At 46.6% G+C, this 16,588-nt stretch carries 20 protein-coding genes; 18 read left to right on the top strand and 2 right to left on the bottom strand.

Annotation, left to right across the window (positions count from 1 at the left end; all coding sequences use genetic code 11):
* The first annotated feature begins 212 nt into the window (after positions 1 to 212).
* The 7 genes from rho (at position 213) to spoIIR (ending at position 6,249) form a co-directional block, all read left to right on the top strand.
* The gene (gene rho, locus J2S25_RS10305; RefSeq protein ID WP_044392791.1) at positions 213 to 1,484 is read left to right on the top strand and encodes a transcription termination factor Rho; all 1,272 of its coding nucleotides are present in this window, start codon (positions 213 to 215) and stop codon (positions 1,482 to 1,484) included.
* A gap of 130 nt (positions 1,485 to 1,614) precedes the next feature.
* The gene (gene rpmE / locus J2S25_RS10300) at positions 1,615 to 1,827 is read left to right on the top strand and encodes a 50S ribosomal protein L31 (RefSeq protein ID WP_044392741.1); all 213 of its coding nucleotides are present in this window, start codon (positions 1,615 to 1,617) and stop codon (positions 1,825 to 1,827) included.
* Between the two features lie 279 nt (positions 1,828 to 2,106).
* Complete coding sequence (locus J2S25_RS10295) at positions 2,107 to 2,727, top strand: thymidine kinase (RefSeq protein WP_044392843.1); 621 nt, start codon at positions 2,107 to 2,109, stop codon at positions 2,725 to 2,727.
* A gap of 251 nt (positions 2,728 to 2,978) precedes the next feature.
* Positions 2,979 to 3,413, top strand: a complete 435-nt coding sequence (locus J2S25_RS10290; RefSeq protein WP_044392841.1) for a hypothetical protein — start codon at positions 2,979 to 2,981, stop codon at positions 3,411 to 3,413.
* Positions 3,414 to 3,543: 130 nt separating this feature from the next.
* A complete protein-coding gene (gene prfA, locus J2S25_RS10285) occupies positions 3,544 to 4,617 on the top strand; it encodes a peptide chain release factor 1 (protein ID WP_307191820.1) in 1,074 nt (357 codons plus the stop codon).
* The gene (gene prmC / locus J2S25_RS10280) at positions 4,610 to 5,476 is read left to right on the top strand and encodes a peptide chain release factor N(5)-glutamine methyltransferase (protein ID WP_307191819.1); all 867 of its coding nucleotides are present in this window, start codon (positions 4,610 to 4,612) and stop codon (positions 5,474 to 5,476) included. Before prfA ends, prmC begins: the two co-directional genes overlap by 8 nt.
* 92 nt (positions 5,477 to 5,568) lie before the next feature.
* Positions 5,569 to 6,249 (top strand): stage II sporulation protein R, encoded by a 681-nt coding sequence (spoIIR, locus tag J2S25_RS10275; protein ID WP_307191837.1) that lies wholly within the window; start codon positions 5,569 to 5,571, stop codon positions 6,247 to 6,249.
* Positions 6,250 to 6,294: 45 nt separating this feature from the next.
* Here spoIIR and J2S25_RS10270 read toward each other — a convergent pair whose 3' ends face one another.
* Together J2S25_RS10270 and J2S25_RS10265 are read right to left on the bottom strand one after the other, a co-directional pair.
* Positions 6,295 to 6,636: a cupin domain-containing protein gene (locus J2S25_RS10270; RefSeq protein ID WP_044392835.1), complete on the bottom strand. Its 342-nt coding sequence runs from the start codon at positions 6,634 to 6,636 to the stop codon at positions 6,295 to 6,297.
* Positions 6,637 to 6,648: 12 nt separating this feature from the next.
* On the bottom strand, positions 6,649 to 7,032 hold the full coding sequence (locus J2S25_RS10265; protein WP_044392833.1) for a globin domain-containing protein: 384 nt from the start codon (positions 7,030 to 7,032) through the stop codon (positions 6,649 to 6,651).
* A gap of 285 nt (positions 7,033 to 7,317) precedes the next feature.
* On the opposite strand from J2S25_RS10265, the gene J2S25_RS10260 reads away from it, so the two are divergent.
* The 11 genes from J2S25_RS10260 to wecB all read left to right on the top strand — a co-directional run bounded on the left by J2S25_RS10260 (position 7,318) and on the right by wecB (position 16,534).
* On the top strand, positions 7,318 to 7,710 hold the full coding sequence (locus J2S25_RS10260; RefSeq protein WP_044392831.1) for a KGG domain-containing protein: 393 nt from the start codon (positions 7,318 to 7,320) through the stop codon (positions 7,708 to 7,710).
* A gap of 203 nt (positions 7,711 to 7,913) precedes the next feature.
* Positions 7,914 to 8,351: a GNAT family N-acetyltransferase gene (locus J2S25_RS10255; RefSeq protein WP_052806991.1), complete on the top strand. Its 438-nt coding sequence runs from the start codon at positions 7,914 to 7,916 to the stop codon at positions 8,349 to 8,351.
* A gap of 142 nt (positions 8,352 to 8,493) precedes the next feature.
* Positions 8,494 to 9,543 (top strand): L-threonylcarbamoyladenylate synthase, encoded by a 1,050-nt coding sequence (locus J2S25_RS10250; protein ID WP_044392830.1) that lies wholly within the window; start codon positions 8,494 to 8,496, stop codon positions 9,541 to 9,543.
* A gap of 93 nt (positions 9,544 to 9,636) precedes the next feature.
* A complete protein-coding gene (locus tag J2S25_RS10245; protein WP_044392829.1) occupies positions 9,637 to 10,179 on the top strand; it encodes a manganese efflux pump MntP in 543 nt (180 codons plus the stop codon).
* 97 nt (positions 10,180 to 10,276) lie between these two features.
* A complete protein-coding gene (locus J2S25_RS10240; protein WP_044392828.1) occupies positions 10,277 to 10,714 on the top strand; it encodes a low molecular weight protein arginine phosphatase in 438 nt (145 codons plus the stop codon).
* Positions 10,715 to 10,770: 56 nt separating this feature from the next.
* Complete coding sequence (locus J2S25_RS10235) at positions 10,771 to 12,066, top strand: methyl-accepting chemotaxis protein (RefSeq protein ID WP_307191818.1); 1,296 nt, start codon at positions 10,771 to 10,773, stop codon at positions 12,064 to 12,066.
* A 134-nt stretch (positions 12,067 to 12,200) separates the two neighbouring features.
* Positions 12,201 to 12,644, top strand: coding sequence for a ribose 5-phosphate isomerase B (rpiB, locus tag J2S25_RS10230; RefSeq protein WP_044392827.1), 444 nt, complete (start codon positions 12,201 to 12,203; stop codon positions 12,642 to 12,644).
* 10 nt (positions 12,645 to 12,654) lie between these two features.
* Complete coding sequence (locus J2S25_RS10225) at positions 12,655 to 13,227, top strand: TIGR01440 family protein (protein WP_307191817.1); 573 nt, start codon at positions 12,655 to 12,657, stop codon at positions 13,225 to 13,227.
* A gap of 129 nt (positions 13,228 to 13,356) precedes the next feature.
* Positions 13,357 to 14,598 carry a serine hydroxymethyltransferase gene (gene glyA / locus J2S25_RS10220; RefSeq protein ID WP_044392825.1) on the top strand — a complete coding sequence of 414 codons (1,242 nt, stop codon included), beginning with the start codon at positions 13,357 to 13,359 and terminating at the stop codon, positions 14,596 to 14,598.
* A 151-nt stretch (positions 14,599 to 14,749) separates the two neighbouring features.
* Complete coding sequence (gene upp, locus J2S25_RS10215) at positions 14,750 to 15,379, top strand: uracil phosphoribosyltransferase (protein ID WP_044392824.1); 630 nt, start codon at positions 14,750 to 14,752, stop codon at positions 15,377 to 15,379.
* 33 nt (positions 15,380 to 15,412) lie between these two features.
* Positions 15,413 to 16,534 carry a non-hydrolyzing UDP-N-acetylglucosamine 2-epimerase gene (wecB, locus tag J2S25_RS10210; RefSeq protein ID WP_198528179.1) on the top strand — a complete coding sequence of 374 codons (1,122 nt, stop codon included), beginning with the start codon at positions 15,413 to 15,415 and terminating at the stop codon, positions 16,532 to 16,534.
* Positions 16,535 to 16,588 lie beyond the last annotated feature (54 nt).

Raw genomic sequence — 16,588 nt, 5'->3', positions numbered from 1 at the left:
ATAGGCAACGAAAATAAAAAGATTGATTATTTTTTGTGTTTCAGGGTAAAATGAGAATTGTTTTGATAAAAATGCATGTCAATGTTGTACCTTCATTAATTCCTTCTTACAACCTTCAAAGGAACTCATTTCTTCTTTTTCCATCCATACGCGGAAATTCTTATCCATTTTTTTATGGGGGAAATCGAAATATTTTAAGGCGTGGTGACATTATGGAAGTTAATATTTCAAGCTTGGAAAATATGAAATTAAAAGAGCTGTATGAGCTTGCAAAAGAGTATAAAATCTCTTACTACAGCAAGCTGTCGAAAAAGGAACTGATTTTTGCTATTTTAAAAGCTCGTGCGGAATTGCAGGGTTATTTTTTCATGGAAGGTGTCCTCGAAATTATCCAGTCGGAGGGCTTTGGATTCCTGCGCCCAATCAACTATTCGCCAAGCTCGGAGGATATTTATATCTCGGCTTCGCAGATCCGCCGATTTGATTTAAGAAATGGCGATAAAGTTTCGGGGAAGGTCCGTCCGCCTAAAGAAAACGAACGCTATTTTGGCTTGCTTCAAGTCGAGGCTGTCAACGGCGATGACCCGGAATCGGCGAAGGAAAGGGTTCATTTCCCTGGACTGACGCCGCTGTATCCTGATCGCCAGATGAAGCTGGAGACAGAGCAAAACAAAGTGTCAACACGAATCATGGATGTGCTTGCCCCAGTCGGCTTCGGGCAGCGCGGCCTGATTGTTGCTCCGCCAAAGGCTGGTAAGACGATGCTGATCAAAGAAATCGCGAACAGCATTACCATGAACCATCCAGAAGCAGAACTAATTGTGCTGTTGATCGACGAGCGTCCGGAAGAGGTTACCGATATCGAACGGTCCGTTGCCGCCGATGTTGTCAGCTCTACCTTTGACGAAGTGCCGGAAAACCATATTAAAGTGGCTGAGCTTGTTCTCGAGCGTGCGATGCGCCTTGTGGAGCACAAGCGCGATGTCATCATTTTGATGGACAGCATTACTCGCCTTGCCCGTGCCTATAATCTGGTTATCCCGCCAAGCGGCCGCACCTTGTCAGGCGGTATTGACCCTGCCGCATTTCACCGTCCTAAGCGCTTTTTCGGAGCTGCCCGCAATATCGAAGAAGGCGGCAGCTTAACGATTCTCGCAACTGCGCTGATTGATACAGGGTCCCGCATGGATGATGTCATCTATGAAGAGTTCAAGGGAACAGGCAATATGGAGCTGCATCTCGACCGCGCACTTGCGGAAAGAAGGATTTTCCCGGCAATCGACATTCGCCGTTCGGGAACGCGAAAAGAAGAGTTGCTCATTCCGAAAGACCAATTGGACAAGCTGTGGGCGATTCGCAAATCGATGTCGGATTCACCGGATTTCTCGGAAAAATTCCTGCGCAAGCTAAAGTTGTCCAAATCGAATGAGGATTTCTTCGCGATCTTGGGGGAAGAAATGAAAGGCAACAACAAGCGTTCCTAATTCCAAAATTTGGTTTGTAAATTGAGCTTGAAATATAAAGATAGACTTGGTATAATAGTGTCAGTGTGTTTTTTCAATAACGGCATAACTCTGTTTCGGATATGATTCAGGGCGGAAGGAGATGAAAAGAATGAAATCAGGAATTCATCCAAATTACAAAACAGCTAAGGTGACTTGCGCTTGCGGAAACGAATTCGAAACTGGTTCTGTGAAGAACGAGATTCGCGTTGAAACTTGCTCTGAATGCCACCCATTCTATACTGGACGTCAAAAGTTTGCAGAAGCCGGCGGACGTGTAGACCGCTTCAACAAAAAATACGGTCTTAAAGAAAAAATTCAGTAATATAAGAAAAACCGAAACAGGCAAGAAGCTTTGTGACTTGCCTGTTTTTTACTGCCTTTTTCCATCTGCTTTTGGGTACTAATAGAGGGAGAAATATTTTTTAGGAACTTTCTTTTTTCTGTTGTTTTTTTTGCTATAATGGAAAAAGCTGAAAAAAGTGTCGAACTATGACCAGGCTTTTTTCGTACCTTTATGACATCAAAGAGACGTAAAAATACGAAAAAAGCTTAAAAGATGATCGCAAATGCTATTTTTTCAGCGAGGAAGGAGAGGCCGACCATGTATGTTATGAAACAAAGCGGCTGGATAGAATTGATTTGCGGCAGCATGTTTTCCGGCAAGTCCGAAGAACTGATCCGCCGTGTGCGCAGGACGCAATTTGCCAAGCAAAAAATTGCCGTTTTTAAGCCTGCGATGGATAACCGCTACAGCGAAGAATCGGTTGTATCACACAACGGAACGGCAATTACTGCCAAGCCGATTGGCAAATCTACCGATATTTTTACTTTTATTAATCCTGATATCGACGTCATCGCCATCGATGAAGCGCAGTTTTTTGACAATGAAATTCTGGCGGTTGTCCAGCATCTCGCAGACAGCGGTTATCGTGTCATCGTTGCTGGTCTTGACCAGGATTTCCGCGGCGAGCCATTCGGCCAGATGCCTGCGTTGATGGCAGTCGCCGAAAATGTGACCAAGCTTCAGGCGGTATGTGCCATTTGCGGATCGCCAGCAAGCCGGACACAGCGTCTCATCAACGGGGAACCAGCTTCCTACGACGATCCGATCATTCTCGTCGGCGCAGCGGAAGCCTATGAGCCACGCTGCCGACATCACCACGAAGTGCCGAAATTCCCAAATGAGCTGAAAATCGAGAAAACGTCGGAAAGCTTATCCTAATATCCTCCTGATTTTGCAGGGGGATTTTTTATTTTTACCTAAATTATGGAAAAATGAGAGATTATCCTTTATTTTGGTGGAATTATCTCCGATTGTGGGTGAAATATCCCCGATTATGGGGGAATTATCGCGGTTATTGTCCAAATATGGAGTTAGAATAAGAGATTCATTTTTCCAGTTACCGAGTTAGCCTGAAAATGTGCATGGATATTCCTCCAAAAGGGCAGAATAACCGCGGGAGGTGTGTTATTTTGAAAAAAATCCTCATATTTTTCTTATTTTTTGCCGTTTTGGGTTCCGGTTGTGCTCAGCATAATGCCGAATCGATTTATGACAAGGATGAAGATCGTGCAGGTACGGATATTAATCGGGAAAATGACGGAGTTCGCCGCGGAAATGGAAACCAGGATAATGGCATGACAATGACCGATCAGAATCCCAATTTGCTGAATACCGATAATCAAAACCGCCACAGTTTTTCCATGGATGTCCAAAAAGCGAAGGACGTCATCTCAGATGCTGGCTATGAACCCGGTTCGATCTGGATCAACGGCGGCGAGATGAACGTGACAGCACGGCTTCAAGGGCTGGTAACCCGAAAAGATCGGGAAGATGCCCAGAAAATCTTGCAAAACAGGCTAAGTAAAGCTTTGCCGCGCTACGATGTGAAAGTCAATATTGAGTAAACGCTAGACAGCATGTCCGCACTGGGCATGCTTTTTCATATTGATTTTGACTGATAGTAGCACCTATACTATAATTAAAATGTTATGCAATTTATGATTTAAAGGTTTAGGAAAATAGAGGTGATTGTCCGTGTTTGATCGTCTTCAATCAGTTGAGGATCGTTATGAAAGATTAAATGAACTATTAAGTGATCCGGAAATAGTAAAGGATGCTAACAAGCTGCGCGAATATTCTAAAGAGCAGTCGGATATTGAGAAAACGGTGATGGCTTACCGTGAATACAAAGAAGTAAAAGAGCAATTGACTGAGGCAAAGGCAATGCTCGAAGAAAAGCTGGATGCGGAAATGCGTGAAATGGTTAAAGAAGAAATCGCGGAGCTAGAGCCGCGTTTGGAAGAGCTTGAAGCCCATATTAAGATTCTTCTCGTCCCGAAGGATCCAAACGATGACAAGAACGTGATCATGGAAATCCGCGGCGCTGCGGGCGGCGATGAAGCGGCGCTGTTTGCTGGCGACCTTTACCGCATGTACAGCCGTTTTGCCGAATCTCAGGGCTGGAAAACAGAAGTCATCGATGCCAACACGACTGGCGTAGGCGGATTCAAGGAAATCATCTTTATGATCAATGGAAAAGGCGCCTATTCCAAAATGAAGTTCGAAAATGGCGCGCACCGTGTCCAGCGAGTTCCGGAAACGGAATCAGGCGGCCGGATTCATACGTCAACAGCGACAGTTGCCTGCCTTCCAGAAGCGGAGGAAGTCGAAGTCGAGCTGCATGACAAGGACATTCGCTTTGACGCATTCGCATCCAGCGGTGCCGGCGGACAGTCCGTTAACACGACCATGTCAGCGGTTCGTCTGACTCATATTCCAACTGGAATCGTCGTATCATGCCAGGATGAAAAATCACAGCACAAAAACAAAGACAAGGCGATGAAGGTTCTTCGTGCCCGCGTCTATGACAAGTTCCAGCAGGAAGCACAGGCCGAGTACGACCAGGTTCGTAAATCTGCCGTTGGTACCGGAGACCGCTCTGAGCGCATCCGCACGTACAATTTCCCGCAAAATCGCGTGACAGACCACCGCATCGGCCTGACCATCCAAAAATTGGATCAAATTCTCCAGGGCAAGTTGGATGAGATCATCAATGCGTTAATTATGGAAGACCAATCGCAAAGGCTTGAGAGTGCGAACAATGACTAAACGCAAACTGTATGAAGCCCTCAACTGGGCTTCTTCTTTTTTAAAAGAACATCAGCGTGAAGAGTTCGCGGGGGAGCTATTGCTGCGTCATTATTCCGGCCTATCCCGCACTTCCATGCTGATGAATTGGCGGGATGAATTGGACGGGGAAGTGTGGACGGAGTTTCAGGCAGCTGTAAAAAGGCATGGAGAAGGCGAACCGATCCAGTATATTATCGGCTTCGAGGAGTTTTACGGCCGCCGGTTTGAAGTGAATGAGCATGTGCTGATTCCAAGGCCTGAGACCGAAGAGCTGGTTCAAGGCACGCTAAAGCGTCTCAACAGCCTTTTTCCGGAAAATAGAAAGATTGATCTTGTCGATGTCGGGACGGGGAGCGGAGCAATTTCCGTTACATTGAAACTGGAAAAACCAGAAATGACGGTGTCCGCTATGGACCTATCAGAGGATGCCCTCGAGGTAGCGCGGAGAAATGCGGACAAGCTTGGTGCGGACATGGAGTTTTTACATGGGGACTTGCTGCAGCCACTTATTTTACAAGGAAGAAAAGTCGATGCCGTCATCTCGAATCCGCCGTATATTCCAATTGCCGATCAGCAATGGATGTCAGACATCGTAACGGAACATGAGCCGCATCTGGCGCTGTTTGCGGGCGAAGATGGATTGGAACTGTATCGGCGCTTTATGGAGGAACTGCCGCTTGTGTTAAAAGCGAAGGCCTTGGTCGGCTTTGAAATCGGTGCTGGTCAGGGGGAAGCCGTCCGTGCGCTTCTCGAAAAAACGTTCCCACAAGCAACGGTTGAGGTTGTGCTGGATCTCAATGGCAAGGACCGCATGGTTTTTGCAGAACTGGACTCCTGAGGAAGGGGTCCGATTTTTTTTTCAAAATTACTAGTTTAAGAATCTAGCAAACTGTCCACACTGTGACTAGTGAAGGGACGGTGCTGGAAATGATGATGCAGAAATTAGCGGCTTCTATTTACATACTCTTATTATGTACAGGAACCATTTTAAGTTTATATACACCAAATACCGAGGTGACAGCCCAGGAGGCGACGGTCATTCCAAACGAAGCGATTCGGCTGAGAATCCTTGCGGAAAGTGACCTCGAAAAGGACCAGGAAATCAAGCGATTGGTTCGGGATGAAGTCAACAAGGAGATCACCAAATGGGTGGAGGACTTAACCTCCATTGATGCTGCAAGAGAAGTGATCAAATCCAAGCTGCCAGAAATCCAGAAAATCGCCGAACGGGTCGTCGCAACACAAGGTTCAACGCAAGCGGTAAAAACAGAATTTGACAAAGTTCCGTTTCCTACAAAACTTTATGGCCAGTTTCTCTATCCTGCAGGCGAATACGAGGCAATTCTCATCACCCTGGGTGAAGGCGAAGGTGCCAACTGGTGGTGCGTATTGTATCCGCCGCTATGCTTCCTTGATTTTTCAAATGGGGAAGCAACGAGCGAAGGCTTCGATGAAAGTAGCGACAAAGGCGATGTGAACGTCGATTCGGAGCAGAAGTCTGAAGAAGCAGACAACAAGAAGCGAAAAAAAGACCCAGTATATGAAGGCAACCAAGAAGAAGTAGAAGTAACCTTCTTCCTAGTAGAAATTTGGAACAGGATATTTGGATAAAATAACCCCCTGCACAAAGAATGCAGGGGGTTGGTTGTTCATCCATTAGATATTTTGCGCAAATCTGTCATCCGGGATCTTGTTGAGCATGACATATAAAGTGACGGGCACAGATCCGGTGTTTTTATAGGCTAATTCTTCGCTGCCGTTCAAATGGACGGTTTCGTTGGCAGCTGCTGTTACTTCCTCGCCGTCAATCGTAAAGCTGCCTTCCCCCTGGATAGTTAAAATAAACACTTCAGTCCCGGGATGGGTGTGCTTTGGCAGCTCCTGGCCGGGCATGAAGTTTAGCAAGAATACGGTACTGTCGCCTTTTTTAAAAACAATTCGTTTCGTAAACCGTTCTTCGCTGAATTCCTGGTATGCTTGCAATGCTTGTTTTTCCATGAATATTCCTCCTTATTGGCGATTGATCATAATCGGCGCGATTTGGCGCAAGCGCTCGAACAAGGCGATTCCGCCCTCGGTTTCCAGCAAGCCTGTCTCGGCCAAAGTTTCCTCCATCAGCTTTAGCCATGCACGTGCCCGGCGTGGCGTAATTTCAAATAGCATATGCCTGGCCCTCATGTTTGGAGGTCCAAATTCCTCGCTATATATTGGACCGCCGCCGGTCAACTGTGTCAGAAACATCCACTGCTTCCTCTTGATTTCAGCCATATCTCCTTTAAACAACGGGCTCAGCTCATCGTTTTCATAAACTTTCGGATAAAAGGTATTGACAATGCTGCGGATCGACTCGTCCCCGCCAATTCTTTCATAGATTGATTTCATTTCCATTTCCATGACGTGCCCCCTTTTGAGAAAGGTTTTCATTTGCTTAAATTTAGTATAACCATGTAGGGAGAACGACATTGTGACTTAAATCACTCATTTTAGAATTTTTCGCTTTGTAAAGCTTTCAAAGAAATACTTGGAAAGGGAGGAAAAACGGCTATGAAAATTACCAATAATATTACATTTTTCAGACAGGCATATTACATTCCCGTGATTCTAGTTTCATGCGGAGCGATTGCGGATATTCAATATAGTGTAACACCAAATCATAGATTTCAAGGAGGATGATGAAAAATGGCTAACAACAATCGTAACAATAATAGCGATGATAAGATGTCTCGTGAGGAAAGAGGCCGCATGGGCGGAGAAGCAACAGCTGAGAACCATGGCAGCGACTTCTACCAGGAAATCGGCAAAAAAGGCGGCGAGGCAACAGCGGACAGCCACGATAAAGAATTCTACCAGGAAATCGGCAAAAAAGGCGGAGAAGCAACAGCCGAGAGCCACGATAGCGATTTCTACGGGGAAATCGGCAAAAAGGGTGGCGAGGCAACAGCAGACAGCCATGATAAGGACTTTTATCAGGAAATCGGCAAAAAAGGCGGCGAAGCGACCTCCGAGAACCATGACAGGAGCTTCTATAAAGAAATCGGTGAAAAAGGCGGCAATGCCCGCAACAATAACTAAACTAATTGCATAAAGGGAAACGAATGGAAAAAACACGGCAGCATCACATCGGTGATCACTGCCGTGTTTTTTTTACTAGGCAGAAGCAATCGGGTTATATCTTTTTTTAAACGGTTGTACCTGTGCATTCTATAGAATATGTTCTATTTTTTTTCATCCTCTCATATCCATTTAGTAGAATTCTAAAGTTTGAGGTGAAGGATATGACTTGGAAAATCAGAAATGCAAATAAAGAGGATTTGGCGAAGCTGGAGAGATTTTTGACGGAGGCTGGCGTAAGTTCGGAAGGGTTAGGGGACTATATTGAAAACTTTTCCTTAATCGAGGATCAGCAAGGGGAACTGGTAGCCTGCCTTGGTGTCGAAACTGTGGACAAGGCAGGCTTGCTGCGTTCTTTCGTCGTTTCACCGCAAGCTATCAAGCCGGATTTGATGTTTCTCTTTAAACGAGCAATCTTGACTGCAAAAAGCCAGCGGTTGGAGGAACTTTATCTCGTCACTAACAAGAGGAGCGCGATCCCTCTGTTTGACAGCCTTGGTTTTGAAATCGTAAACGAGGTTCCAGATTCTCTTCATGAAAGAAATCACCTTAATCAAGTGTTAACTGTGGATAACTCGACAATTATGAAAATAATTCTGTGAATAATAAATTCATCCACAAAGTTATCCACGGTTTCGATAAAATTATCCACAATTTGTGGATAAAAACTTGAGTTCTGTGAAATCTTCTTTTATACTTTCATAGAAATGCACGAGTAGAGCAAGAAACAAAAGGTGGATGTAAATGCAAACCAAAATTTGGACAGTGGATAAGAATGTGGATAATTTAATAACATATCCACAAATTAAAGAAGCAGCACAAAAATTGAAGCAAAATGAAGTCATTGCTTTTCCGACAGAAACCGTTTATGGCCTCGGCGGCAATGCGGAAAGCGATGAAGCCGTTTTGAAGATTTTCGAGGCAAAAGGAAGACCTGTGGATAACCCATTGATCATTCATATAGCCAATCGTGAACAGATTCACTCCTTTATAAAAGAAATCCCCGAGCAGGCATCGAGGTTAATGGATGCGTTCTGGCCCGGTCCGCTGACGATTATCCTTGAACAGAAAGCTGGGTCTCTTTCTGACAAAGCAACTGCCGGTTTAGCGACAGTCGCAGTCAGGATGCCGAATCATCCAGTTGCCTTGGCGCTCATCGAGGAAGCGGGCCTCCCGCTTGCAGCACCGAGTGCGAACTTGTCAGGAAAACCAAGTCCAACGACTGCTGCGCATGTGGCGGCCGATTTGATGGGCAGAGTTTCAGGAATAGTCGACGGCGGCGCCACTGGGATTGGCGTTGAATCTACAGTAGTCGATTGCACAAGTGAAATCCCTGTAATCCTGCGTCCTGGCGGGGTTACGAAAGAGCAGCTGGAGGAAGTAATCGGAGAAGTGTCCGCCGATCCAGCGCTGACCGACGATCGTCTAGCACCGAAATCACCAGGGATGAAATACCGTCATTATGCGCCGAATGCCGCTTTTTATCTCGTAGATGGATCAAGACAAGAAATCCAGCAGCTTGTAAAGGAAAAACGGAAAGAAGGCAAGCGAGTTGGCGTAATGACGACAATCGAAAACAAGCCATTTTATGACGCCGATGTTGTGCTTGCCTGTGGCGAAAGAGCCAGGCTTGAAACCGTCGCAGAAGCGCTCTATGATACGCTTCGCACCTTCAACCAAGCAGATGTGGATTTTATTTTTGGAGAAATATTCCCTGAACAAGGCGTCGGCCAAGCGATTATGAATCGCCTAGCAAAAGCATCGGGTTTGCCGATTCTAAACCAAAAAACATGATTTTGCTTCCGTGATCCATCACCTCCCATTTCCGTTCTTCTAATTCTTTTTGGACGTGCATATGCTGAAATAGCAAGTCCGAGGGGGGAAGACATGGCAGAATTGTTTACACTGATGCTGATGGGAATCGCATTGGGAATGGATGCATTTTCCATAGGTCTCGGAATGGGCATGTACAGGATGACGAAAGGGCATATATTTAAAATTGGCGTCACGATTGGCTTGTTCCATGTGTGGATGCCGCTGCTTGGGATGGTGGCCGGCAGATTTTTATCCGAGCAATTTGGAACGATTGCGGGGTACCTTGGCGGCTTGCTGCTCATCGTGCTCGGCATCCAGATGATCGCTGCAAGCTTCAAGGAGGAAGAAACAAGCCTTATTACGCCGGTTGGCAAAGGTTTATTGATTTTTGCCCTGTCGGTCAGCCTCGATAGTTTCTCTGTCGGGCTTACGCTAGGGATTTTTGGTGCGAAGACGCTGCTAGTATTAATTTGCTTTGGGGTCGCAGCAATGGTTCTGACATGGGCAGGCCTTCATGTCGGAAAAACAGTCCAAGGTTGGCTTGGTACATATAGTGAAGTTTTAGGAGGAAGCATTTTGCTCGCGTTTGGGCTGAAATTGCTTTTGCCAATATAAATACTCTGGCCATGTTGGTTTCTTTCCATTTTGCAAAAAATGAAAATGCGTTGAGTTTGTCTTATAATGGAGGAAAATCAACACTGGAGGGAAATGTATGGCGCGCGTCTTATTTGTCTGTACCGGAAATACTTGTCGTAGCCCGATGGCAGAAGCCATTTTAAAAAGCAAGCAGCTGCCCGGCGTCGAGGTGAAGTCAGCTGGAGTGTATGCCCCGAATGGCGCCGAGCTTTCCGTCAACGCGAAAATCGTGCTGGAGGAAAACGGGATCCGCCATGATCATCATTCCACAGCACTTACAAAGGAAATAATCGATTGGGCGAATGTGGTCTTGACTATGACTGGCAGCCATAAAGAACTGATTTTGAGCCAATACCCAGACGTGGCCGAGAAAACTTTTACATTGAAAGAATTTGCGGAGGAAAGCGGTAGCCTTGATGTAGCAGACCCATTTGGCGGAAATGAGCAAATTTATCAAAAGTCGTTTGAAGAAATTCAAAAAAGCATCGAAAGAATCATCGATAAAATCCGATAATACCCTTGAGAAAAGCTTTTTAAAACGATGAAAATTATTTTTCAGGGGGTTTATCAGTGGATTCAAAACGAAGCTATAAAATGGGATTGCGAAAGAAATTGGTGATGCTGACGACGGTGTTGGCGATCATCACCTATTCGATCAGTGCATTTTTTATTTATTTTCTTTATCCATATGCCGAAAAGTTCCTCGGAATCCAGTCGGTCGTGTATACGGTGGTAGTGCTGAGCCTTGGCATTTTATGGTCCGGATTGCTTGCGTATATGGCTGCAGGAATGATCATCAAGCCATTGCAAAAACTCGAGCAATCTGCCATGAAGGCTGCACAAGGCGAGATTGGCGAGGATGCGGCAATCTCGGCATCGGATGACGAAATCCGTTCCCTGGGACTAGCTTTCAATAATATGCTCGCTAATCTAAGGGATATGGTCAGCCAAATTGATGAAAACTTTATGGAAACAAATGAAAAAGTAGTCCGGATTACCGGCCAATCCGCAGCAGCGTCTGAGCAGGCAGCGATCATTTCTACGACCATCAAGGAAATTGCTGCGGGAGCAGACTCCTCGGCGCTATCGACCCAGACTACGGCACAATCTGTTAATGAAGTCATCCAGATCGCGGAAGATGTTCAGGAAAAAGCGCGGGTCTCTGAATCGATTTCTGTGGAAATGGTCAAAGACCTCCAGCAATCTAAGGATGCCATCCATTCTCTGATTACAGGGATTGAAAGGCTGGCCAATGATAATCGTGAATCGCTTGGCACGGTCAAACGCCTGGAAGAAAACGCAATAAAAGTAGAGCAAATCATCCAGCTAGTTGGCGATATCGCCGCGCAGACGAATTTGCTTGCGCTGAATGCTTCGATTGAAGCAGCGCGCGCCGGTGAGCATGGCAAAGGCTTCGCGGTTGTTGCCGAAGAAGTGAGGAAGCTTGCTGACCAGAGTGCGGATGCAGTCCAAGGAATTTCAGGCTTGATCCAAAATATCCAGTTGGAGGTCCAGAACGTCGTCGGCCAAATCAGCAGACAGGTCGAGACGGCGGATGGGGAAGTGAAGAAAGGCGAGAAAACAAATCGGGTAATGGAGGAAATGACAGACACCATCAACGAGATGGCGGAAGCAATTCATGCAATTACCTCGCTGATCGGAACCCAAATGAAAACGATCGAGCACACTTCCACCCAGTCCCAGGAAATGGCCGCGATTGCCGAAGAAACGTCAACAGGAGCTTTGAATGTCGCCACAGCAGCACAGCAGCAGGCGGAAGTCATTGCCGAAGTAGAGCACCTGGCCGTTGAATTGCAAGCCCAGGCAGGAAAGTTGAAAAGCACCATCACGAAATTTTCATTATAATGAATGGTTGGACCACAGCTGGATGAAGCCTGTGGTTTTCTTTTTTCGATTGCCTTTATAATTGTAAGCGAATATGAGAAAATAACGGTAGAGTTCATCATCCCGCAAGTTGGGTCTATTGGAGGATTTTAAAAATGAAGATTGCAATTGCTTCAGACCATGGCGGAGTCCATATCCGCGAGGAAATTAAGAATTTGATGGATGAAATGAAGATTGAGTATGAAGATTTTGGCTGCGAGTGTGAAACTTCTGTGGACTACCCGGACTATGCGCTTCCAGTTGCGGAAAAAGTGGCAAACGGAGAATTTGATAAAGGAATTTTGATTTGTGGTACAGGCATTGGCATGAGCATCACGGCAAACAAGGTAAAGGGAATCCGCTGCGCGCTAGTGCATGATGTGTATAGCGCGAAGGCAACGCGTCAGCACAATAACAGCAATATACTGGCGATGGGGGAACGTGTCATCGGACCGGGCCTTGCGCGGGAGATTGCCGCTGTCTGGCTGACCGAGGAGTACGAAGGCGGTCGCCACGAAAACCGGATTGGCAAAATCAGCGAGTACGAAAAAAAGCAGTAGGAAGGAGGCGTTGACCCTGTCTATTCACCAGTGGGAAGCAGAATGGAACTCCATTCTTTCCGATTTTAACGAACAGGTACAGCTTAAAAAAGGCCAGATCCTGGTTGTCGGCTGCAGCACGAGTGAAATTATCGGCCAGCGGATTGGCACTGCCGGTACCGATGAAGTCGCGGCAATGGTTTTCAAGCAGCTCCGTAACTTTCAAAAACAAACCGGGGTCCAGCTGGCGTTTCAATGCTGTGAGCATTTAAACCGGGCAATTGTTGTGGAGCGGGAAACGGCGGAACAAAAGCAGCTGGACGAAGTAACGGTGATCCCGGTGAGGACTGCAGGCGGGGCAATGGCTACCTATGCCTATCAAAATCTTTCCAGCCCTGTTGTCGTCGAATTCATCAAGGCAGACGCTGGCATCGACATTGGCGATACTTTCATTGGCATGCAGCTAAAGCATGTTGCCGTGCCGATCCGAGTACAGCAGAAAAGTCTCGGCCATGCGCATGTAACGCTGGCAAAAACAAGGCCGAAGCTGATCGGCGGCGCCCGAGCTGTATACGAACGAACAAGTGAAAATGAATCATGTTGATCGGTAAAAAGGGCAGAATCAGTCTAATGGTTCTGTTTTTTTAGCGTCTTCCTTTCCATTCAGCCTAAATTCAGCTAAAATGAGAATGAATTTTCTAATAATGAACAGCTATTAAGAGGGGGAACTTAAGTGAAGCACTTGTCACAGCAGGACAACCAAGTTTACACAGCAATGCAGGATGAATTGAGGCGCCAGCGTACAAAAATCGAATTAATTGCATCCGAGAATTTTGTCAGCGAAGCAGTCATGGAAGCGCAGGGATCTGTGCTGACGAATAAATATGCGGAAGGGTATCCCGGCCGCCGCTATTATGGCGGATGCGAGCATGTCGATGTAGTCGAAAATATTGCCCGCGACCGCGCGAAGGAAATCTTCGGTGCAGAGCACGCGAACGTCCAGCCGCATTCAGGTGCACAGGCAAATATGGCCGTTTATTTTACTGTCCTTGAACAAGGTGATACCGTCCTCGGAATGAATTTGTCGCACGGCGGCCACCTGACTCACGGGAGCCCGGTCAATTTTAGCGGCGTCCAGTATCACTTCGTCGAATACGGTGTCGATCAAGAGACGCAAACGATCGATTATGATGTCGTTCTGGAAAAAGCGCGGGAGCATAAGCCTAAGATGATCGTAGCCGGTGCAAGTGCTTATCCAAGAGCAATCGATTTCAAGCGATTCCGGGAAATTGCCGATGAAGTCGGTGCGTATTTGATGGTGGACATGGCCCACATCGCCGGTTTGGTGGCAGCAGGCTTGCACCAGAATCCGGTTCCGTATGCTGATTTTGTTACCACAACTACCCACAAAACCCTTCGCGGACCGCGCGGCGGGATGATCCTTTGCAAAGAAGAATTCGCGAAAAAAATTGATAAGTCGATTTTTCCGGGAATTCAAGGTGGCCCGCTGATGCATGTCATCGCTGCCAAAGCAGTAGCGTTTGGCGAGGTGCTCCAAGATTCATTTAAGGAATACGCCGAGAATATCATTTCCAATGCGAACCGGCTGGCGGAAGGCTTGAAAAACGAAGGCGTCGACCTTGTTTCCGGCGGAACGGATAATCATTTGCTTTTGGTTGATTTGCGCTCACTCGGTTTAACAGGAAAAGTAGCAGAAAAAGTGCTCGATGAAATCGGCATCACTGTCAACAAAAACACAATTCCATTCGATCCGGAAAGCCCATTCGTCACAAGCGGTATTAGGATTGGTACCGCTGCTGTCACAAGCCGCGGCTTCGGACACGAAGAAATGGACGAGATCGCCTCCCTGATCGTGTTCACCCTGAAAAATCATCAAGATGAAGCAAAACTAGAAGAAGCACGCAAACGCGTCGAAAACCTGACAAGCAAGTTCACTCTTTACCCCGAGAGATAGATTGACACACTAGCGGCCCATCATGAAGAAGGGCCGTTTTTTTAAAAGAGTTCAAGCAGTGAATCGGTAATTGCGGTTGCTTGTATAGAGGTTTTTCTGTAAAATGAAACGAAGTGTGATTTTACATAGAATCGTTAAAGGAGCGATACCCATGGCAAAAGTATACGTATTTGACCATCCGTTGATCCAGCATAAACTTACTTATATTCGTGAAAAAAGCACAGGCACAAAGGAATTTCGCGAGCTTGTAGATGAAGTCGCTACGCTGATGGCGTTCGAAATTACCCGTGATTTGCCGCTTGAGGAAATTGAAATTGAAACACCAGTCGAAAAGACAAAATCAAAAGTTCTTTCCGGAAAGAAGCTGGGAATTATTCCAATTTTACGCGCCGGGATCGGGATGGTAGACGGCATTCTGAAATTGATCCCAGCAGCAAAAGTCGGACATATCGGCTTATACCGCGATCCGAAAACTTTGAAGCCAGTTGAATACTATGTCAAGCTTCCTAGCGATGTCGAGGAGCGCGATTTCATCGTCGTTGATCCTATGCTTGCAACAGGCGGCTCAGCGATCGAGGCGATCAACTCGCTGAAAAATCGCGGTGCCAAGCATATTAAATTTATGTGTTTGATTGCGGCTCCAGAAGGCGTAGAAGCAGTCAAAGCAGCGCATCCTGACGTGGATATTTATATCGCTTCGCTCGACGAAAAGCTGAACGACCACGGCTATATCGTTCCAGGACTTGGAGACGCCGGAGATCGTCTATTTGGAACGAAATAAGGAGTGTTTATTGTGAATCAGCCTATTAAAGTAATGACCATTTTTGGGACACGCCCAGAAGCGATCAAAATGGCACCACTCGTCCTAGAACTGCAGAAACACCCTGACCAGTTTGAATCGATTGTAACGGTGACGGCCCAGCACCGGCAAATGCTCGACCAGGTGCTGACTATTTTTCATATCACGCCAGATCATGACCTAAACATCATGAAGGACCGCCAAACTTTGATTGATGTCACGACCCGCGGACTCGAGGGCCTGGATAAAATCATGAAGGATGTAAAGCCGGATATCGTCTTAGTGCATGGTGATACGACGACTACCTTTGTGGCAAGTCTTGCCGCTTACTACAATCAGATTGTCGTTGGCCATGTCGAAGCCGGGCTGAGGACGTGGAATAAATACTCCCCGTTCCCTGAGGAAATGAATCGCCAGCTGACAGGCGTGATCGCAGACCTCCATTTTGCCCCGACTGCGAAATCAGCGGCAAACCTGCTGCAGGAAAACAAGCGGGAAGAAACTATTTTCGTCACGGGAAACACAGCCATCGATGCATTGAATACGACAGTAAAAGAAGCATATCAGCATGAAGTACTCGACAAGCTAGGCAATGACCGGCTCATTCTGATGACGGCGCACCGCCGCGAGAACCTTGGCGAGCCAATGCGCAATATGTTCCGTGCCATCAAACGAATCGTCGATGAGCAGAAGGATGTTCAGGTGGTGTATCCCGTTCACTTGAATCCGGTCGTTCGTGAGCTTGCAGATGAAGTGCTTGGCAATGACACGCGCATTCATCTGATCGAGCCGCTTGATGTTATTGATTTCCATAACTTTGCATCGCGCGCCTATCTAATCTTAACCGACTCAGGCGGTGTCCAGGAAGAAGCGCCGTCCCTCGGTGTACCCGTCCTCGTTCTCCGCGATACGACCGAGCGTCCGGAAGGAATCGAAGCAGGTACTTTGAAGCTCGCCGGGAACGAAGAACAGCCAATCTATCAGATGGCAACTGAATTGCTGACAAACCGTGAAGCCTATGAAAAAATGGCCAAAGCGTCCAATCCATATGGAGACGGACGCGCATCCGAACGAATCTGCGAAGCAATCCGTTTTTACTTTAACCAAACAGAAAAGCGCCCGAAACCATATAAATAAGCAACAAACAGAACACCTCTTTTAAAAAAGGGGTGTTTGTTTTTGGAGAATAAC

The sequence above is a fragment of the Mesobacillus stamsii genome, assembly GCF_030814065.1.
Lineage (GTDB): Bacteria > Bacillota > Bacilli > Bacillales > Cytobacillaceae > Mesobacillus > Mesobacillus stamsii.
Note: the sequence above shows the minus strand (reverse complement) of the source record. Positions and strands in the feature narration are given on the sequence as shown.